Source organism: Rugosimonospora acidiphila, from assembly GCF_039543385.1.
GTDB classification, from domain to species: domain Bacteria; phylum Actinomycetota; class Actinomycetes; order Mycobacteriales; family Micromonosporaceae; genus Rugosimonospora; species Rugosimonospora acidiphila.
In genome coordinates this window covers 52,850-72,556 of the sequence record NZ_BAABJQ010000009.1, presented here as the reverse complement: position 1 = coordinate 72,556, position 19,707 = coordinate 52,850, and the positions used below count along the sequence as shown (strand labels likewise).

10 protein-coding genes are annotated in these 19,707 nt (G+C 71.7%); 4 read left to right on the top strand and 6 right to left on the bottom strand.

Annotated features, from left to right (window positions below):
• Positions 1-22: 22 nt before the first annotated feature.
• Both ABEA87_RS17355 and ABEA87_RS17350 read right to left on the bottom strand, forming a co-directional pair.
• Positions 23-4,369 (bottom strand): LamG-like jellyroll fold domain-containing protein, encoded by a 4,347-nt coding sequence (locus ABEA87_RS17355; protein WP_345630769.1) that lies wholly within the window; start codon positions 4,367-4,369, stop codon positions 23-25.
• Positions 4,370-4,737: 368 nt separating this feature from the next.
• Entirely contained in the window at positions 4,738-10,989 is a 6,252-nt protein-coding gene (locus ABEA87_RS17350; RefSeq protein ID WP_345630767.1) for an RHS repeat-associated core domain-containing protein, read from the bottom strand.
• Between the two features lie 356 nt (positions 10,990-11,345).
• Between ABEA87_RS17350 and ABEA87_RS17345 the strand changes: the two genes are divergently transcribed.
• Positions 11,346-12,377: a nitronate monooxygenase gene (locus ABEA87_RS17345; protein WP_345630765.1), complete on the top strand. Its 1,032-nt coding sequence runs from the start codon at positions 11,346-11,348 to the stop codon at positions 12,375-12,377.
• A gap of 37 nt (positions 12,378-12,414) precedes the next feature.
• On the opposite strand, the gene ABEA87_RS17340 is transcribed toward ABEA87_RS17345, so the two are convergent.
• The 3 genes from ABEA87_RS17340 to ABEA87_RS17330 all read right to left on the bottom strand — a co-directional run bounded on the left by ABEA87_RS17340 (position 12,415) and on the right by ABEA87_RS17330 (position 14,670).
• On the bottom strand, positions 12,415-13,074 hold the full coding sequence (locus ABEA87_RS17340; protein WP_345630763.1) for a TetR/AcrR family transcriptional regulator: 660 nt from the start codon (positions 13,072-13,074) through the stop codon (positions 12,415-12,417).
• Positions 13,071-13,763 (bottom strand): hemerythrin domain-containing protein, encoded by a 693-nt coding sequence (locus tag ABEA87_RS17335; RefSeq protein WP_345630762.1) that lies wholly within the window; start codon positions 13,761-13,763, stop codon positions 13,071-13,073. Before ABEA87_RS17335 ends, ABEA87_RS17340 begins: the two co-directional genes overlap by 4 nt.
• Positions 13,764-13,896: 133 nt before the next feature.
• A complete protein-coding gene (locus tag ABEA87_RS17330) occupies positions 13,897-14,670 on the bottom strand; it encodes a class I SAM-dependent methyltransferase (RefSeq protein WP_345630760.1) in 774 nt (257 codons plus the stop codon).
• Positions 14,671-14,728: 58 nt separating this feature from the next.
• Here ABEA87_RS17330 and ABEA87_RS17325 point away from each other — a divergent pair, with 58 nt between their 5' ends.
• From ABEA87_RS17325 to ABEA87_RS17315, 3 genes are all read left to right on the top strand, one after another.
• Positions 14,729-14,878 (top strand): hypothetical protein, encoded by a 150-nt coding sequence (locus tag ABEA87_RS17325; RefSeq protein ID WP_345630758.1) that lies wholly within the window; start codon positions 14,729-14,731, stop codon positions 14,876-14,878.
• Positions 14,879-14,967: 89 nt separating this feature from the next.
• Positions 14,968-15,381: a hypothetical protein gene (locus ABEA87_RS17320; protein ID WP_345630756.1), complete on the top strand. Its 414-nt coding sequence runs from the start codon at positions 14,968-14,970 to the stop codon at positions 15,379-15,381.
• 91 nt (positions 15,382-15,472) lie between these two features.
• On the top strand, positions 15,473-17,746 hold the full coding sequence (locus tag ABEA87_RS17315; RefSeq protein ID WP_345630755.1) for a sigma-70 family RNA polymerase sigma factor: 2,274 nt from the start codon (positions 15,473-15,475) through the stop codon (positions 17,744-17,746).
• Between the two features lie 108 nt (positions 17,747-17,854).
• On the opposite strand, the gene ABEA87_RS17310 is transcribed toward ABEA87_RS17315, so the two are convergent.
• Positions 17,855-19,678 carry an RICIN domain-containing protein gene (locus tag ABEA87_RS17310; protein ID WP_345630753.1) on the bottom strand — a complete coding sequence of 608 codons (1,824 nt, stop codon included), beginning with the start codon at positions 19,676-19,678 and terminating at the stop codon, positions 17,855-17,857.
• Between the last annotated feature and the right edge of the window lie 29 nt (positions 19,679-19,707).

Genomic DNA, 19,707 nt, shown 5'->3' with positions numbered 1-19,707 from the left:
GTCCGCGCGACCGCCCGTACCCTCACAGTTGCGTCTCGACCCAGCCCAGGACGGTCGGCGCGGTCGTGGACAGCTGCTCACATCCCGAGTCCAGCGACGAGAAGCGCTGCTGCGTCGCGTCGTCGACGCAGGAGTACAGCGGCGCCGACGGCGCGTCGGCCGGCTGGCTGGTCCAGACGAAGCCGGTCGCGGCCAGCAGCGTGTCGCCGCCGCACGTGCCGTCCGTGGACAGGTACTCGCCGGTACCGTTCTGGCACATGAACAGCGAGGTGGAGCCGGGCATCGGAGCCGTGCTCACGTACGCCGGCTCGCCCGGTACCCCCAGGTTGTCCTGCCGCACGTAGCCGACCGGGAGCCCGCCCACCGGGGAGGTCCACGACTGGCCGGTGTCCGTGGCCTGGTAACGCACCAGGTTCATCAACGGCCGCAGGTATCCCGCCAGGCCTTCGACCGACTTGCCCTCGCACTTCGGATCGTTGGAGTCGAAGTGGAAGTTGGTGCCGCCGGAGATCCAGTCGCACCGGTACAGCGGAACGGCCGCAGTGGTGTCCTGCGCCTGGTTGTACACCAGCCCGATCGGCCCCAGCACCGTCTGCCCCTCACACCCGGGATCCTTGGAGGTGAACTCGTCGATCCCGCCGATCAGGCAGGCGTAGATCTCCGAGGTGTCCGGGGCGCCGGCCGGCGCCAGGGCACCGATCGGCCCCTCGAACTCGAACCCGAACGGCACCGCGCCGGTCGCGGAGCTGATGTGCGCGGAGGTGTCCGTGCTCTCCCACCGCGTCAGCTCTCCCGCGTACGGCGTCTGCGGGCCGGGTGCCGCCAGGAACGTCGCGTCGGCGGCGTCCGTGCCGGTCTCGGCTCCGGCGAACGCCTGCACGTTGTCGATCTGCCCGGCGAAGTACTGCGCCGGGGAACCCGCCGCCTTGCCGCGCCCGACCTCCAGCGGGCCGGTCGCGGACCAGTTCTTCGTCACCGGGGTGGCCGACTGGCCGACCTTCTGCCCGTTGACGAACAGGTGCACGTCGCCGGTCGCGGCGTTGTACGTGGCCGCCACGTTGGTCCATACCCCCGCGACCGCATTGCCACCGGTCACCAGGGTTTCCGTCGGCGCGGCCACATCCGATCCGGCCACCTGCACCCCGAAGCTGGGCGTGCCGCCGTCGTCCCGGTACTGCAGCGCGAAGTCGCTGGTCTGCGCGCCGTCCTCGCTGACGATCGTCATCGGCGTGTCACCGAGGTCGGGCAGGTTCACCCAGGCCGACACCGTGAAGCTCTGATCGGTGCGCACCACCGGGGCGCTGGTCGCCGCGAACCCGGTCGAGCCGTCCAGTTGCAGCGCGTCACTGCCCAGGCGCGACTGGTCCTGCGGATCGACTTCGGCGCGGGACGCCCCGCCCGAGATGGTGGCCGGGTTCCAGTTGCCCGTCGCGTCGGCGGCCACCGAGCCGGTGCCCTCCTCGAAGTTGTACCAGGCCTCGGGCTGCAGTGGCAGCGACGCGAGGTTCGCCGCGTTGGTCAGCGTGTCGTCGGAGACGTCGCCGGCGGGCTCCACCACGTGGTCGAACAGCCGCACGTCGTCGACGGCGCCGTTGAACGGATCCGAGGGTGCGCCGTCGAACATCGACCGACCGATGGTCACCGGCCCGGCCGCCGACCACGTGCTGGTGTGGGCGAGCGTCCGGTCGAGCACCCCGTTGACGTACAGGGCCATCTGGTGATTGCCCGCGTCGTAGCTGCCGACCAGCTGGGTCCACTGCCCGACGGCCACGGTGGCGTTGGAGTTCAACCGGTAGTTGAAGCCGCCGCCGTTGGTGTCCGACTCGAACATCACGAACGCCCAGTGGCCGTCCGGCTGCGCCTGCAGTTGGAAGCCGGGCGCGTGTACCCCGTCCATCGACACGGCGGTCGGGAAGTTGCCCAGCTTGTCCACCCGGACCCAGGCCGACACCGCGAAGCTCTTGCTGGTGTCGATCGCCTTGCCCGGGGCCGCCTGGATGTAGTCGGTCAGCGAGCCGTTGAATTGTGCGGCCCCGCCGACCCGGCCGGCCGTCCAGGACCCTCCCTGGTTCAGCCCGGCCATCGTCGCGTCCAGGGGTGCCACGCCGTCACCCGGCGAGTCCAGGGTATTGGCCTGGTTGAGCGCGCCGTCCAGCGACCAGTGGTGCACCGCGTCCTTGCCGGTGTCCACCTTGAAACAGTAGGTCGTCTGCGGGCTGACGTTGTTCGCCTTGTCCACGCTGAACACGACCAGATGGTTGGGGCCGAACGACTTCGGGGTGATCGGCACGCTCACCGACCCGCCCGGGGTGGGCGCCGCCACGAACAGCGCCGGGGCGTCCAGACCGTAGAAGTAGCCTGCGATGTCCGACGTGGTGGTGGTGCTCGTGCCGGTGCCGTTGGGCCCGAGGGTGAAGCTGCCGGTCTGCCCGATCCCGCCGTTGAACGCTCCCGGGCAGGTCGGGTCGGTGGACCCCGGGTAGTCGGTGGAGGCGATGCTGGGCAGCACCGACGGTGCCGTCTCGTCGACCGTGAAGAAGCATGTCGCCGAGACCCCGCCCGAATCCGTGCCGTCGGACGCCTGCGCATGCCAGCTGATGACCCGCCCGTCGGTCAGGGCCGAGGCGGGAATCTGCGCGGTGTACGCCGTCCCGGAGGCCTTCAGCGGTGACGTGACCGAGCCGAGCTGGGTGCTCCCGGCGAACCAGGTGAAGGTCAGCTTTACATTCTGCCCGTCCGGGTCGGTCGCCTTCGCGCCCAGCGCGACCGTCCGCACCCCGTTGGCCTGCAACTGCGGGTTGAGCACCTGGGCCCCGGACGTCGTCGAGCACGCCTTGCCCGCCGTGGTCAGCGAGCTCGGCGTGGCCGGCCTGCGGTTGTAGGTGATGACCAGGCTCGGGTTGTTGGCGAACTTCCGCCACGCCAGCTGGTCGTTCTCGTCGCTGGCCCGCAGCATGAAGGTGACGCCGGTCTGCGACACCGTGGTGTTGGGCCACATCGTGCTGACGTCGTACCCGAATGTGGTGGGCGTGCACCCCATGGACTTGGTGGCCAGGACGCTGCCGCTGGGCTGGTTGTTCCAGGTCGTGCCGTTGTTGATCGAACCGGTCGACTCCAGCTCGATGTCGCGTGCCGAGCAGGACGAGCCGAAGGTCTCGGCGACGTTGAACTCCGCGTGCTTGACCAGGCCGCCGTTGCTGTGCAGGCTGGCGACGCTGAACTGGAAGTAGGAGCGGGCCACCCCGAGCCCGTTGCACTCCCCGGATGGGACGTAGCAGGCACCGACCTTGGCCTCGGCGCCGTCGATGCCGCCGATGAAGTACGTCTGGTTCGGGAAGCCGAGGAACACCTTGTCCCACACTGTACGCGCGGGGGAGAAGTCGGGGTCGATCGTCACCGGGTACACCGTGCCGGCCGAGTCGAGGAACGACAGGTCCGGCGACAGCGTCACCGAGCCCGCACCGGTGCTGGTGCCCACCCTCGCCTGGTGCCCGGTGGTTCCCTCGGGTCCGGCGGTTCCGCCGGCCGGGTCCGTCACGGTCGAGTCCCACATCAGCGCCGGGTCCGAGCCGAGCACGGCGGTGTTGTGCGCGTCGAGCACGGTCAGCCCGCCGTCCGGTGTGGACACCAGTCGCAGGCCGCCGCTGGTCGCCACGCCGAAGCTGACCCGCCGCAGGGCGCGATTGGCGGCAGCCTGCCGGGACGAGACCACCAGCTGCTCGGAGAAGCCCGAGTCCGCCGCGGTCACCCGCAGGTCCACGCCGGGCAGCACGCCCGGATAGGTGGCCGTGGCGCCGGACAACCGGGGCGCGGGCAGCGGGGCCGGCCAGGACAGCGTGAGGCTCCCGCCGCCGACGCTCAGCGTGGCCAGTTTCGTGCTCCCGGCCGCGCCCAGGGTCAACGGCAGCGTGGTGGCCACCGTCGAGACCCCGGTGGCCGAGGTGCGCAGGGTGGTGTCGACCGGCACCCACGTGCCGCCGCTGCGCACCCGTACCGGCTGGGCGTGCTCGTCCAGCGTGAAGGTGCCGTCCGGCTGCGCGGTGGTCTGGCCGGTGGCGGTGGTCATCGCGTCGACCACCACCGGCCGCTTGGTGGACACCGCCTCGCGGGAGGCGGCGTCGGCCGCGGAGACGGCCGTGGCCGTGGCCGGTGCGGCGCCGGCCGAGGTGTCCTGCTGTGCCGACCCGGCCTGAGTGGCTGAGCCGGCCTGAGTGGCTGGGTTGGCTTGGGTGGCTGAGTTGGCCTGGGCCGCCGCCCCGGCTCTGCCGGGTGGGGCGGCGGACAGCCAGCCGTACCCGGGAATGGCGAGTGACCCGACGGCCACGACAACAGCGAGCGCACCGGCAAGGCGCGGTAACCGGATAGACATTCAGTCCCCACACGACTTCGGGCCGAGATCCGATACCTCGGCGTCGGCAGCATCGCCCGCTTCCGAGCCAGGCTCAACACCATTCGCCCTGCGCCGAATGGTGCCCGGCCACGATCGGACGGTGACCGTGCGGTGGCCCGGCGGCAGCCATTGCCGACCGCGATCGGTCGGCTCCGCGCCGTCCACCTGAGCCAAACAGGTCTCATGACACAGACGCCAGCAGCGCCACGCCCCCTCCCACGGATCGTCGGCCGACGGGCCTCGCGGGGATCGACGAACTCGGAGCCGGGGGAGAGGGCCAGGGCCGGGGGCCCCGGTTCTGGGCGTGCCTCGCCGCACCGAGGTGATGCGAGGCACGCCCTGGTTGGTCAGTGCCCCTTCGGGTCGCTGGGCGACGGGTAGAAGCTCAGGCCCACGGTGGTCCCGAGCCCCAGCGTCGCGCTGATCCGCTCACCGACTCTGCTCGCCCATTCCGTCAGCTTCGGCACGAGGAGGGCCGCGCCGCCGGCCCCCATCGCCCTCACGAACGCCGGCGCGTACCCGAACCCCGCGGCGTCCGTCGCGAGGGCGGCCACGTCGTTGCCCGTACAACCTTGGGTGCAGTCGTCGCCGAATGACGCGACGTCCACGGCGACGCCCGCCGCGGTGACCTCGCCCGCGACAAGTTCGGTGTCCAGCGCGAGAATGGCGGGGGCGGCCAACCCGAAGGAGAAGGCGGTCGACAACACGGCCAGTCCGAGTCCGAGACCCGTCATGATTGCCGGATGGTTGCCGATCCAGTCGGAGTAGTTCTTGAAACCCTTCTTCACATGGTTCCATCCCGACGAGAGCAACGAGGAGATGCCACCGCCGAGGCGGCTTATGAGGGATGGCGCGGGCCGGGGCTTCGGGCTGGGGATGTGGCTGTTGTCGTAGCTCTTGATCGGCACCGGCGGGCGCTGTACCTTCGGGGGCGCATACGGTGAGCCGCACGGATACAACCCTCCGCAGCGGTCGGTCGAGTAGCCGCAGTACTTCGGGAGGATCGAACAGATCAGGTTGCCGTAGCCACCCGATGACCCCGATCCGCCGGTCGGTTTCGCCGGCGGCTTCGGATGGGTCAGCTGGGGAGGCAGGTCTTTCTCGGGTACGCAGTCGCCATTGCCGTTGCTGATGCAGCCGGACATCCCGGGGAGTTGCCCGCTGGGGTCGCTCATCGTCGCGGGGTTGTCCTGGGAGTAGACGTACGGGTCGAAGTCGGCCGGCTCACTCGGCACGAGGATGGGGTCGACGGAGGTGAACCGCCCGAGCGAAGGGTCGTAGTCGCGGGCACCGAGGTGGGTCAGCCCGGTCGTGGTGTCCCGGGTGCCGCCGATGAAGCCCCGGTCGCCCGGGAAGGCGGTACCGCCACGGGGGTTGCCGAACGGGTCGAAGCGCCGCTTCGTCACGGCCAGCGTCCCCGAGTCGATCTCCAGGTTGGTGGTGCCCTGGGAGTCGGAGACCAGGTACGTGACGGTGGCGCCGACGCGCCGCGCGACGGTCAGGTTGTCGTAGGTGTAGTAGCGGGTGCCGGTGGCGCCGTTACCGCCGGTGCCGACGTGGACCTCACCGCTGGGCAGGTAGAGGGTGGTGCCGCTGGCGTCGTGGGCGATCAGCCGGCTGCCGTCGGCGGCGTAGAGGTAGCTGGCGGTGCTGGTGCCCTCGGTGACCTGGCTGGTCTGGTCGTTCTGGTTCCAGGTCAGGGTCTGCGCGCCGCCGTCGGGGCCCGGCCGGCCGGTCGTGTCGCCGGTGGCGTTGTAGGCGTAGCCGGCGGTCTTCGTGCCGGCCGGGCTGGTGGTGGTGACGCTGGACAGCGCGTGGGCGTGGCCGGCGGTCGCGTAGCCGTAGTCGGTGGTGGTGTCGGTGCCGCCCGCGGTGGTGGCGTGCTGCACCTGTTGGGTGCGGTCGCCGAGCAGGTTGTAGCTGTAGGTCTGCCAGTAGGCGGCCGGTCCGCCGAGCGCCGCGCCGGGCGTGCCGCAGGCCGTCGCGGTGGTGGTCCAGGCCTGGGTCAATCGTTGCAGGTAGTCGTAGCCGAAGCACTGGTTGTCGGTGGCCTGGCCAGGCATCTGGTCGGTCTCCGACGTGATGGTGCCGGACAGGTCGTACCCGTACCGCTGGGTGTCCACGTTGCCGTCGCTGTGCAGGGTCTGCACCCCGATGGTGGTCAGCCGGTCGGTCGGGATGTCGCGGGTGAGCGTCTCCCAGGCCGCCTTCGTGTCCGGACCGAACTGCAGCTGCTCGACCTGGTTGTCCTGCCCGTAGAGCGTGTTGGTGACGTAGAAGGCCAGCCCCGACATGCTGACCGCCGCGCCCAGGTAGTCGTAGGTGTAGCTGAGCGCCTCGCTGGGCAGGTTGCCCAGGGCCGGGGTGGTCACCGTGTTGGGGCTGCCGTCCGGCTTGTAGGTGGTGGTCGTCGTGTACGTGCCGGAAAGGCCCTTCTGGGTGTCCGGGATGACGACGGACTGCTTGGTGGGGCGCCCGTCCGCGTCCACCGCGTCGATGGTCTGGCTGTATTCGGCGCCGCCCGTGAAGGTGCTGGCGGAGCTGGTGAAGCCCAGGTTCGGGTCGTAGGCCCAGGATGCCAGCAGGGTGCCGGCGGTGCTGCCGTCGTACTGCCCGGTCTTGCGATTGAGCGCGTCGTACGTGTAGGCCAGGGTCTGGCCACGTGCGTCGGTGCTGCTCAGCAGGTTCCCGTCCACGTCGTAGGTGGACGTCGACGTGCCCTTGTCCGGGTCGGAGGCACTGGTCTGGTCGCCGCGTACGTCGTACCCGTAGGTCCAGCTGTCGCCGGCCGCGTCGGTGATGGTGGCCTGCTGGCCGGCGCGGGTGTAGGTGTAGCTGGTCGTGTCGAACGACCCGGTCGGCGTGCTGCCGTGGTATTGGCGCAGTTGGGTGGTGTTGCCTCGGGCGTCGGTGTACGTGGTGGTGGGTGTGGTGCCCACCGGTGGGGTGACATCGGTGTGGTCGCCGCCGTACGCGGTGATGGTCTTCCACGGGTTGCCCGCGGCGTCGGTGGCCAGGTTGCCGTTCTCCAGTTCGGAGACGACCACCGCGCGCTGCGCCCCGTCGTGCTCGGTGAGAGTGGCGTGCGGGATCAGCGTGGGGTCGGTGCTGACCGCCAGGGTGCCCGACGGCGCCGCCGCGTTGATGTACGCGGAGTTTTCCCGGGTGACCTGCCCCTGCGAGTCGTAGAAGGTGTCGGTGAGTTCGCGCCAGATCGCGGTGGAGCTGGTGGTGTTGTTGTGCGCCGGCACCTGGGTCTGCCGCTGGCGCATGAACCCGTCGTAGAGGGTGTAGCTGGTCTGGTAGTTGCCGTTGGCGTCCAGGGCGGAGGTGCTCTGCCAGCTGGCCGCCGAGGTGCTGACGGAGTACCCGAACTTCTGGCTCGGGCTGCTCGTGGCCGGCCGGTCGGGGTTCCAGACCTGGGTCAGCCGGCCCAGTGCGTCATAGGTCAGGGTGGTGGTGTTCCCCGCCGGGTCGATGGTCTTGACGGGCTGGTCGAACGCCACCGAGTCGACCGTAGTGGTGATCTTCCCCAGCGCGTTGGTCGCGTCGGTCTCGCTGGTCGGCGCGGGACTGCCGGCGACCGGCGCGCCGTAGCTGTCCCTGATTTCGTTGCCCAGCGGATCCGTGCTGGTCAGCACTCGGCCATACGCGTCGTAGGTGAAGGTGTCGGTGGTGACGTAGTGCGGCGTGGTGCCGGAGTACGAGTCGACCTCACCGGTGGTCAGCGCGTCGCCCGCGCTGTTGTAGGTGTGCGTCTCGTCGGAGATGGCGTCGGCCGGGAAGGACAGGGCGGTGCCGCAGGTGGCGCCGACCGTGGCGACGTCGGCGGGCAGGTCCACCAGGTTGCTCGTGCTCACCGTCGCGTAGCTGGTGGTGACGCACTGGTCGTCGGCGGCGGTACCGGTGTCACCCAGGTCCGATACCTTGGTAGGGAGGTCGTGGGTGTTGAAGGTGGTGTCCGTCTCGGTGGTTCGCCAGCCGCCGGCCGACAGCGCGGTGCGGGTGACATCCTTGCCGGTCTCCACCATGTACGCGCTCAGCGAACCCTGGGTGGCGGTCGGTCCGTTCTGCCACGGTGTGGTGATCTCGTCGGTGACCACCGGACCGTCCACCCCGTTGCGGGTCACCTCCTCCAGCTGCTGACCCGACAACTGGTTCGCGTCCGGGTGCACGCTGCCCTGTGAGTCCGTGACGCTGGCCGACCGGGTACCGCTGGTCAGCTTGTCGCCGTCCATGCCCCGGTAGTAGGTGTAGTCCACTTCGGACTGTGCGCTGTTCGGGTCGAGCGGATCGCCGTCGATCACCTGGACGTTCTGGTACCCGCGCCAGGTCGACCAGGTGCGCCGGGACGCCGGGACCAGCGCGTTGTCGGTGTAGTGCCAGGCGCCGCCGTTCTTCGGGTACTCGTAGGTGGTGACCTCGTCGGGGTTGCCGCCGACCGTGTCCTCCTCGCTGATCTGCCCGACGACGTACTTGGCGAACCAGTCCGTGCGCTGGTTCGCGTTGTCCGGCGGGGTCCAGATCTGCGGGAAGCACCGGGTGGTGTTCGTGTCCGGGGTCGGGAACTTGGCCGGGTCACAGTCGGGTGCGTCGTACGCGACGTCCAGCACGCCGCCGGACTCGTTGTCGATCGAGGTGATCCGGTACTTGTCCATCGGCACTATGCCGTCGCCCGGGGTGTTGATCCGGTTCGGGTAGGTGATGCCGTGGAACGTCACCGCCGGGGTCGACGTGCTGCCGCCCACCAGACCGGTGCGCTGGATGCTGTTCAGCCACATCGCGTCGCCGGACGTGTCGCCCGGGTCCGGGTAGGACTGCGTGAGCGTCCACCGGTCCACCGGCGTATAGGCGGTGCCATTGCGCACCTGGGTGGTGACCGTGGACAGCCGCTTGGTCGACCAGAAGGTGGGGGATATGTTGGTGCCGCATGACGTGGCCGTGGCGGCGCACGCCTGGTCCCAGGGCACGTCCGGCCAGTTCGCCGCGTTGTGCGTGTCGCACGCGGCTCCCGAGGTGACGCACCGGTCGGCGATCCCGAACACTACCTGGGCGGCGGCCGGGGTCGAGTACACGCTGTCGGAGCGCAGCCCGTAGTCGATGCGCTGCAGGGTGCCGCCGCGCACGTAGGAGACGACCTTCTTGCCCAGCAGTTCGCCGTACGCGTTGGTCTCCGGCGTGTAGTAGTAGGCGATAGCGTCGCCATGCGGATCCACCACGTAGTCCAGGTTCCAGCGGTATGCCTGAGTCTGCGCGGAGTCGGCGAACGCGGTGGTCGACGGGTTCTCCGGATCGGAGCCGAACACCGGCGCGGTCAACACCGACTGGGTGGCGGTGTCGTCGCCGGTCCAGCCGGGCAGGTGGTTCATGCCGAAGTAGTACCTGGTGCCGTCGGTGGTGGTGACCACCCAGTACTCGCCGTTGTTGTCTCCGTTGTCGTTGGTGGTGCTGGTCAGGTGCTGGACGGTCTCACCGTTGTCATCTTGCGGGTGCCAGGTGTCGTTGGAGACCTTCACCAGCGGGGTCGACAGCCCGTTGAGCATCAGGGAGGCGTTGTCGGTCCCCCAGCACTGGTCGCCGGTCTGGTTGGCCGGAGTGCCGGGGTTGGCGTCCACGCAGGACTCGTACCCGCGGGTGATGAAGCCCTCTTCGAGGTTCCAGCCCTCACCGAGCCAGGACGGCTGATTGTTGGTGGTGGCGGTCTGTCCGTCCACTGAGGACGATGCGTAGTCGGCGGACACCGTGGGCTCCAGCCCACCGGGTACCGACGGCACCGTCATCGGGTACGACCAGGAGAATTCGCCGCCCTCGGTCGCCACCTGCCAGGTACCGGCGTCCGACAGCGCGGTGGCCTTGTAGGTGCCGGCGTCGCCGGATGGCGAGGCGGCCACCGCGAACAGCGAGTCCGATCCGGAGGCGGATACCTGGGCGGACACCCGGCCGGTGGTCGCGTCGTTGGTCGAGGGCAGCATCGTGCCGGTGCGGCACGACGGCACCGTGGGCGTGGTGGCCGCGCAGGCGGGCAGCTTCACCACCTGGAGGCGCTGCGCCCAGTCGCCACCGTAGGCGTTACGGAACGACGAATAGTCCACCGACACCGTGGCGGCCATCGCCGCCGTCGCGTCGGTGCGGTGCAGCTTGAACATCAGGCCGGCGAGTCCGGCCGTCGCCGCCGCGTCGTGCGCGAGCACCTGCACGCTCATCGAGCCGCGAACGCCCGCCGATCCCTGCTGGCCTGCCGAACCCTGTGCGGCCCCGGCCTGGGCCGATGTAGTTCCAGCCGGCTGGGCCGTCTTGGCGCCGGCCGTCCTGGCCCCGGCCGCGGAGGCCGAGGTGGCCCCGGCCGGCTGGGCCGCGCCGACCCACACCGGGAGCGTTCCGGCCCGGGCGGTGGACGCGGTGACCGCCACCCGTGCGGTACCCGCCGTGGGCCAGCTCACCGAGGGCACCGCGCGCAGCGCGTGCGCGCTCGCGGCGTCGACCGGTCGTGCCGGGCGGGGGGTGGCCGCCCGCACCGGGACCGGGGTCTGCTGCTGCGCCTTGGGCGCGTGGTTGGTGGGCGCGGCCGCGGCCGGAAGGGTCGGCAGCCCCACCAACATGGAGACGACCAGAGCGACGGCGGCTCCGGCCGCCGTCAGGCCTCTGAACACCAAACGTGATAACCAAGCGGACATGTAGCCCCCACACCGCATCCGATGCCCTGGTCCGACGCCACGGCGAACGCAGTATCACCTCCACCTTCGGGTGCCTCAATTCCTTTCGGCCCAGGCCGAATGGCGCGCCGGCGGCCTGGGCGTGCGGGCCTGGGCGACGGTACCGTCGGGGCAGGTGGGAACTTGGTGGATGAGGGCGGCGGTGGGTCTTCCCGCCGCCGCCTCGCCGTTCGCCCGGGGTAGACGCGCGCTCGGGTAGACGTTCGCCCGGGTAGACTGGCGGGCACCGGAGGTTGATCGTCATGTCCACACTCGCCGTCGCCCTGGGGCTGTCCACCCCGGTGATCGCGGCGCCGATGGCCGGTGGTGCCGGCACCCCGGCGTTGGTCACCGCCGCCGCCCGCGCGGGCAGCCTCGGGTTCGTGGCCGCCGGGTACAAGACCCCACAGGCGCTGGCGGACGACATCGACACCGTCGCCGGTGCGTCCGTACCGTTCGGGGTGAACCTCTTCGCGCCCAATCCGGTGCCGGTCGACCGCGCGGCGTTCCGCCGGTACGCCGAGCTGATCGCCGTCGAGGCGCGGCGGTACGGCATCGCCCCCGATCCGGGCGCGCCGGTCGAGGACGACGACCGTTGGCACGACAAGCTCGACGTGCTGCGCGCCGCACCGGTCCCGGTGGTCAGCTTCACCTTCGGCATTCCGAACCGCGACGACCTGGCCGCGCTGCGCCGCACCGGCGCGCTGCTGGTGCAGACCGTCACCACCGTCGAGGAGGCCCGGGCCGCCGCCGAGGCCGGAGTGGACGCGCTGGCGGTACAGTCCGCGGCCGCCGGGGGACACTCCGGCACCCTGACCCCAACCCGCCCGCTCGCCGAGACCCCGATCACCGACCTCGTCGCGGCGGTCCGGCACGCGGTGGACCTGCCGGTGATCGCGGCCGGCGGGCTGGCCACCCCCGACGGCGTGGCGGCGGCCATCCGGGCCGGGGCGGACGCCGTGGCCGTCGGCACCGTCCTGCTGCGCAGCGACGAGGCGGGTAACTCGGCGACGCACCGGGCCGCGCTCGCCGATCCGGGGCGCACCGGTACGGTGCTCACCCACGCGTTCACCGGACGGCCCGCCCGCGCGCTACGCAACGCGTTCACCGACCGGTACGGCGGCCTCGCCCCGTACGGGTACCCGGCGCTGCACCACCTCACCGCCGCCATGCGCAGGGCCGCCGCGGCGGCCGGCGATCCCGAGCGCGTGCACCTGTGGGCCGGCACCGGTTACCGGCACGCCACCGAGGGGCCGGCCACCGAGATCCTCACCCGGCTGGCCGCGCGCCTCTGATCGGCGCCCGCCGAGAACCCACGCCCTCGCCGGTGGGCTACTCGTCCAGCGTGCGCCGGATCGTGTCGGCGGCCCAGTCCTCGTACTGCTGCCAGGTCCAGCCGGCCTGCCCGGTGAGCATCTGGTACACCTCGACGGAGAGCACCGCCCACAGCCCGTCGTGCTCCCGCGGGCTCAGCTCCCGGCCGGCCACGAGCGTGGCGCCGCGCCCGATGTCGATGCGCCGCCGCTGCTCGTCCTCGCGCAGGTGCCGGGCCAGGTCGGGGTCCGACGCCGCCGCTTCCCGCAGCGCGAGATGGATCCCGGACGAGCGGCGGTGGATGGCGGTGACCAGCCCCGCCGCGGCGGCGATCCGCTCGTCGCGGGATCCGGATGACAGCGCCTGGAACGCGGGCCGCTCGACCAGCGGGACCGCCTCGGCGTCACCGACCAGTGCGGCGTCCAGCGCCAGCGTCAGCAGTTCGCCCTTGGACCGGAAGCCGGCGTAGAGCGTCTCGACCGACACGCCCGCGGCCTTGGCGATGTCGCGCATCCCGGTGCCGGCGAAGCCGCGCGCCGCGAACAGGTCGCCGGCCGCGGCGAGGACGGCCGCCCTGGTCTCGGCGGCCTGCTGCTCGCGGCGCGGCGACCGGTAGGGGCGGCGCGCCGGCTTCTGGTCGGTGCTCGTCTGGTCGGTGCTCGTCTGGTCGGCGGTCATACGCGCGCCGCCGCGACCGCTGGGGGCGGCTCGGGATGCCACCGCGCGGCGGCCCGGCGCCGGTAGGCGCGGGCGAACCCGTGCACCAGGATGAACCGGGGTATGGCCGGAACCACGTGCACGACTACCTTGTACCCCTCGGGATCGATGCCGTCGAGCAGCCAGTGCCCCTCCAGGCCGAGCTGGAGGAGAGATTTCGACTTGACATTGTACTTCTGGTCCCAGGCGTGCCAGTCGGCCCGGCTGATGCTCGCCACCACCACCGGCATGGCCTCGTCGACCTCGCGCCGCAGGTGCGGCACGAGCACGGGCATCAGCGAGTCCAGCGCCACGACGAGGTCCGCCCGGGCGTCGTCGCCGGCGGTGGCCGCGTAGCGCCGGCCCGCCGCGGCCAGAGCCTCGGCCGCGGGCGCTATCCGCCGGTGCTCGGCGTCCAGCGAGTCGAGCAGCGGGCCCGCCTGCGGGTCGCGCTCGCGGACCAGTGGCCAGAGCCCCTCGTCCTCGCCGGTGTGGTGGGCGTGCAGGAAATCCATCAGCCACACCACGTGCTGCCCGAGCGCCTCGCGCTGCCGGCCGCGCGGGTATGGCTGGGCGGTGACCACGGTGTGCGTGCGCTCCAGATCGCGGCGCAGCGCGTCGTGCACGATGCCCATCATCCGGGTGTCCGCCGGTTCGGAATCCGTCGGCATGGCGCCGCTCCCCTCGTCGTCCTGACGAAAGGGTAGAACAACACTGTCTTGACTACAATGGCGTTCAACTGAATTTGCCGGATGGGCCACCCGCCGACGATCGGGGAGGGGTTTGTCGACGCGTCGCCGGGCGTCACCGGCAGACGAGGAAGCCCGAGTGGACACCGAACCGGTATGCGCCCTCACGCGTGATGGTCGCGGCGATCCGGGCGCGTACCTCGTCGAGCACGGCCGGCGTCAGGTCGACGGTGGACATCGAGCCCAGCCAGCGCATCACCGGCTCGGGATCGGGCGCCGCGATCGTGCCACGGAAGTCGAGCCGCTCGACCGTTCGGAAGTGCCGGCGGGCCACCCGCTCGCCGTGGTCGAGGTCGAACCGGCGGGACACGTCGCGCACCACCGGCCCTCCGGTCAGCTCGCGCACCACCTCGGCGTGCAGGTCGCGTACCCGCCGCTTGTCGTCGGGCGCGTTGGTGGACAGCAGTACCGTGCCGCCCGGCGCCCGTACCCGCGCCAGCTCCGCCACGGCCGCCTCCGGCTCGGGTACGTGGTAGAGCATGTGCATCGCGAGCACGGCCCCGCAGAACCCGGCGCGCACGGGCAGCGCCGCCGCGTCGGCGGCCAGTGCCGGCGGGCCGGTCGCCGCCAGCATGCCCATGGACAGGTCGGCGCCGAAGACGGGGCGGTCGGGCCGGTCGGCGCGAAGCGCGGCGCAGTAGTGCCCGGGTCCGCAGCCCACGTCCAGCACCGGGCCGGGCGCGTCACGCAGCAGGCGCACGGCGGAGCCGACGATGTCGTGCGGCGGGTCGCGATACTCGTACAGGGCCATCCGGGCGCCGAGCCGGTCGGGGTTGGCGTACTCGCGGGTGGTCAGGGTCTCGCGGTCGTATAGCTCGTCGAACGCCACACCGTCAGACGGTACCTTCCACGGGCGGCGCGGGGCGTGGAACAGTAGGCGCCGGTCGATGGAATCCGGCCACCGGACGGGCGGCGAAGGTCTGTTCGAGATCGACCAGCCCACGGTGCTGGAGTTCAGGGACCCGGTGCTGCGCCGGCTCGGTACCCGGGCCCGACGACCCCGGGCGGTCGTCCCCGGGCACCTCCCATGGACGTAGCCGGGCGGGCGCGGGTACGCCCGACGGGTTATCGCGGCAGCCGCCGCGTGGCGGACGACGGCGCGCCGCCGGGCTGGCAGCCTGGGCTCATGGCGAGCATGAGCGGCCCGCGACCACGGGCCATCGCGATACTGATGACCCTGGAGGCCGCGAGCCTGGCGGCCGCGTCCTCGATACACCTGACCCACGGGTCCACCGGCGCGGGCATACCGGAGGCGATCATCTGCGTGGTGCTCGCGGTCGGGGCACTGGTGGTCCACCGGAGGGGGGCGCGGTGGCGCGCCACCGCGCTGGCCACGGTCGGCTTCGCCATCTTCGGGTTCCTGGTGGGCCTCAACAGCACCCTGCGCGGGCACCAGTTCGGCGACATCGCCTACCACGTGACGGTGCTGCCGGTGCTGATCGTGACCTTCGTGCTGGCGCTGCGCTCCGGTAGCCCGGCGCCCGGCGCGCCCGCGCCGGGCCGACCCGAAACGCCCGCCGGCGCGCCCCAGCAGCCGTAGCGACCGGTTGTCCCCGCCCGGCGACATATGGAAGGATGTCGCTGTCCGCGAAGCGGATCATGGTGGCTGGCACGCGGAGGGACGAGGCACCGTGGAGACCACGCCCGGCGCCGCACTCGTCCGCGCGGCCCAGGCCGGCGACCGCCGGGCGCTGGAGACGCTGCTCGGCGCGTACCTGCCGCTGGTGTACAACGTCGTCGGGCGGGCACTGAACGGCCATCCGGATACCGACGACGTGGTCCAGCAGACCATGCTCAACGCCATCCAGGGGCTCGCGGGCCTGCGCGAGCCGGAGCGGTTCCGGTCCTGGCTCATCTCCATCGCGTACCGGCAGATCCACGAGCTGGGCCGCACGCGCGGCGCGGCCCTGGCCCGGCACCGGCCGCTGGACGACCGGGCGGAGGCCGCCCACCCGATCGACGACTTCGCCGAGGCGACCATCGTCCGGCTGGGCCTGTCCGGGCAGCGCCGGGCGCTGGTCGAGGCGACCCGGCTGCTGGACCGGGACAGCCAGCGGGTCATCGCGCTGTGGTGGCAGGAGCTCGCCGGCTCGCTGACCCGCGCGGAGGTGGCCGCGGCCCTCGCGCTGCGCGCGCCGCACGCGGCGGTGCGCATCCACCGGGCCCGGGCCCAGCTCGACCTGGCCCGCGCGGTGCTGGTGGCCTGGCGGGCCGACCCGCGCTGCCCTGGGCTGGTCGCGGCGGCGCGCGGCCGGCCCGGCGGGCGGGATCGGGGCGGCCTGCCCGGTCTGGACGGCCCGGACGGCCCGGACGGCCGGTACGACCCACGCTGGCTGCGCCGGCTGGGCAGGCACGTGCGCGACTGCGAGCTGTGCGGCCAGTGGGGCCGCGACCTCGCGCCCGTCGAACGGTTGCTGCCCGGCATCGCGCTGCTGCCGGTCCCGCACGCCTTGGCGGGCAGGCTGTCGGCGCTGGTGGGCGCCGGCCACGGCGCGGGACCCGCGCTGGCCGCGCCGGCCGCCGGGGCGGCCCGCCGGCTGCTGCGACACCTGAGCGCCAAGCACGCCGCCGTCGGCGCCACCGCGCTGGCCGCCGCCGCGGCCGTACTGGTGTACGCGGTGTTCTACCAGCCGGGTCCGGACCCGGCGCCGGCCATCGCGGCCCCGCCACCGGTGACCGTGCCCGCCGCGGCCGGCCCGACGAGCGCGACCGCGAGTCCGGCGTCCGCCAGCCCCTCCGTCTCGCCCCCTTCGGCCACGCCGTCCGCGACCGTGACGGCACCGGTCAGCGGGGTCACGAGCGCCGACATCTTCGTCGCGACCGGGGGAAGCGACGGCGGCGACGGGAGCATCGCGCACCCGTACGCCACCCTGTCCAAGGCCGTCTCCGTGGTGCGCCCCGGGCAGACGATAGCGCTGCGGGGCGGGCTGTACCGGCCGACCGTGCCGGTCACCATCACCACGAGCGGCACCTCGGCGCGCCGCATCGTGCTGAGCAACTACCGCGACGAGCACCCGGTCATCGACGCGACCGGCATCCCGGCCGACAAGTGGTACGTCACCCAGCAGGCCAGCTACTGGACCGTACGGGGTCTGGAGATCAAGGACGCGCCGAGCCACCCGTACGTCTGCGAGTCGTGCCGCTCCGACATCTTCACCCGACTGTCCATTCACGACAGCGGTGACTCGGCACTGATCCTGCGCGGAGACAGCACCACCGACAACCAGGTGCTGGACAGCGACTTCTACGGCAACCACGACGACGCCACGCACGGCGAGAACGCCGACGGTCTGGACCTCAAGTTCGGCTCGGGCACCGGGAACGTGGTGCGCCGCTGCCGCACGTTCGACAACGCCGACGACGGCGTGGACTTCACCGAGTTCACCAGCCCGGTCACGGTCGAGGACGTCTGGTCGTACGGCAACGGGGTCAACCGCTGGGGCATCGCGGGCTTCACCGGCGACGGCGACGGTTTCAAGCTCGGCGGCGGCGACCCGGCCGCCTCTGTCGACCACACCGTCACCGGCAGCGCCGCGTGGGACAACGCCAGCTACGGCTTCTCCGAGAACGGCAACGCGGGCCGGCTGACGCTGAGCATCGACACCGCGTACCACAACGGCAGCGCGGGATTCGCCTTCACGCACTCGTCCTCGACGCTGCGGGGCAACCTGTCACTGGCCAACGCGGGCAGCACGGGCAGCGCGACCGGCGCGGGCGACGTGATGCTGGGCGACGCGGTCACCGCCAGCGGCAACTCCTGGAACCAGTCCGGCTGGAGCGTGTCCGCCCTGCGGAGCACCGACCCGGCCGGCGCGCGGGCGGCCCGGCGGCCGGACGGCTCGCTGCCGGCCACGACATTCCTGACCAACACGAAGGACCCGGCGATCGGCGCACCGATGAGCTGACCTGGTGTCGATTCTCAGATCATGGTGGCTTTCCGCCCTCACGAAGGGGGAAAGCCACCATGATTCCGCTACCTCCCGCGCGGGCCGGTCGGGGGACCGGGTCGGCCGTTACGGGTAGCGGCCGTCGAGCAGGCCGTCGATGTACTTCTCCAGGTTGGTGTACCCGGTGTGGTCGAGGTCGCCGGTGGCGTCCGAGGCGCTGTTCGGGTTCAGGCCGTGCCGGGTCTCCCAGGAGTCGGGCATGCCGTCCCGGTCGGTGTCGGTCGGCGCCGTCGCGCCGCTGATGGTGCCGTACCCGTCGTTGCCCAGCCCGGTCGCGGTCTGGTGGCTCCACAGGTCGCCGGCGCCGCCCAGCGACGTGACGTCGGCCATCACCTTGGTGTCCACCTGGTCGCGCGGCAGCGCGCCGGAGTGCGCCACCACGTTGGCGTACGCGCTGGCGGCGCTGGTCGTCGGGATGCCGGAGGTCAGCGGCGACCACGGGCCGGCCAGGGCGGTCGCGCCGCCGCCCAGCCCGAGCGTGGAGCCGTTGAGGCTGCCGTCCCGGTTGCTGTCCAGCAGGTTGCCGCTGTTGTAGACCGCCTGGTTGCCCATCTGGTAATACGCGTTGCCCGCGCTGGTGGTGCGCGGCCCAGTGATGAAGTAGTTGCCGACGAAGTCGTGGGTGAAGTGGCCACTGGAGTTGCCGGCCGTGTACCCGGCCTGGTAGTCGTACACCACGTTGTTGATGTACTCGGTGTTCGCCTTCGCCAGCGGGCACCGGTTGTGCGAGTTGGCGAACAGGTCGTTGTACCAGGTATACGGCCCGGTTTCGGTGTGCGCGGCGAACTGCTGCCCGATCGGGTCGGAGTCGATCGAGTTCTGTACCGTGATGTTCGTGGCGCCCACGCTGTCGATGTTGTTCCACTGGGCGAACTCGATGGACACGTGGTCGAAAATCATCTTCGTCGTGTCGAGCAGGTTGATGCCGCTCTTGGACGAGTCCGGGTCCAGGTCGCCCTGGCGGAACCGCACGTCGCGCACGATGTCGTTGCTCGCGCCGTCGAAGGACACCTCGCGGCTCATGATGCCGATGCCGCCGCCCGGTGCGGTCTGACCGGCGATGGTCAGGTTGCTCTTCGCCGAGACCGGTGAGGACAGGCTGATGTACCCGCCGACGTCGAACACGATGGTCCGGTTGGACGCGCTGACCGCGTCCCGGAACGAGCCGGCGCCCGAGTCGTTGAGGTTGGTCACGTGGTACACGGCGTCGCCCCGGCCACCGGTGGCGGAGGCGCCGTAGCCCACCGCGCCCGGGAACGCGACGACCGGGCCGCTCGGCGGCGAACTGGTGGGTCCGGTCGTCGGGCCGCCCGTCGGGCCCGAGACGAGGTTGAACGACCACTGCATCCGGGAGATGTCGGAGCAGGTCTCCTGGACGATCGGGTTGTTGCCGGCCGTCGAGCCGTCCAGATCGCTGACGCACAGGCCGGTCCCGACGCTTCCGACCCGGTACTTGCCGGGCGCGGCGCCGGACGCGGTGAAGGTCCATTGCTGGTTGGTCTGGCCGCTGCCGCAGCCCCACTGCTGCAGGCGCAGGCCGGAGGTGGTGGAGCCGGACGGCACGTCGACGCACATCCCGCTGTTGACGTTGACCAGGTTGGCGACCCCGGAGCCCACCGAGACCACGCGCCACTGCTGGCGGGTGGCCCCCGCCGCGCACGCCGCCTGTTGCAGCAGGGCACCGCTGGCCGTCGAGCCGGACGGCACCTCGACGCACTTGCCGCTCGCGCCGGCCGCGAGCTGGTACACGCCGCCGTTGGTCGGGGCGCTGGCCGCCTCGGAGGGCAGGGCCGACACCACCACCGCCGCCGAGGCGGCCGCGACCGTGGCGACCGCCGCGGCCAGGCCCCAGAGCCTCGTTCGGGACCGCGTCGCTTGTGTTCGAGACATCGCCTCTTCCTTCTGGTACGCCGAGGGTC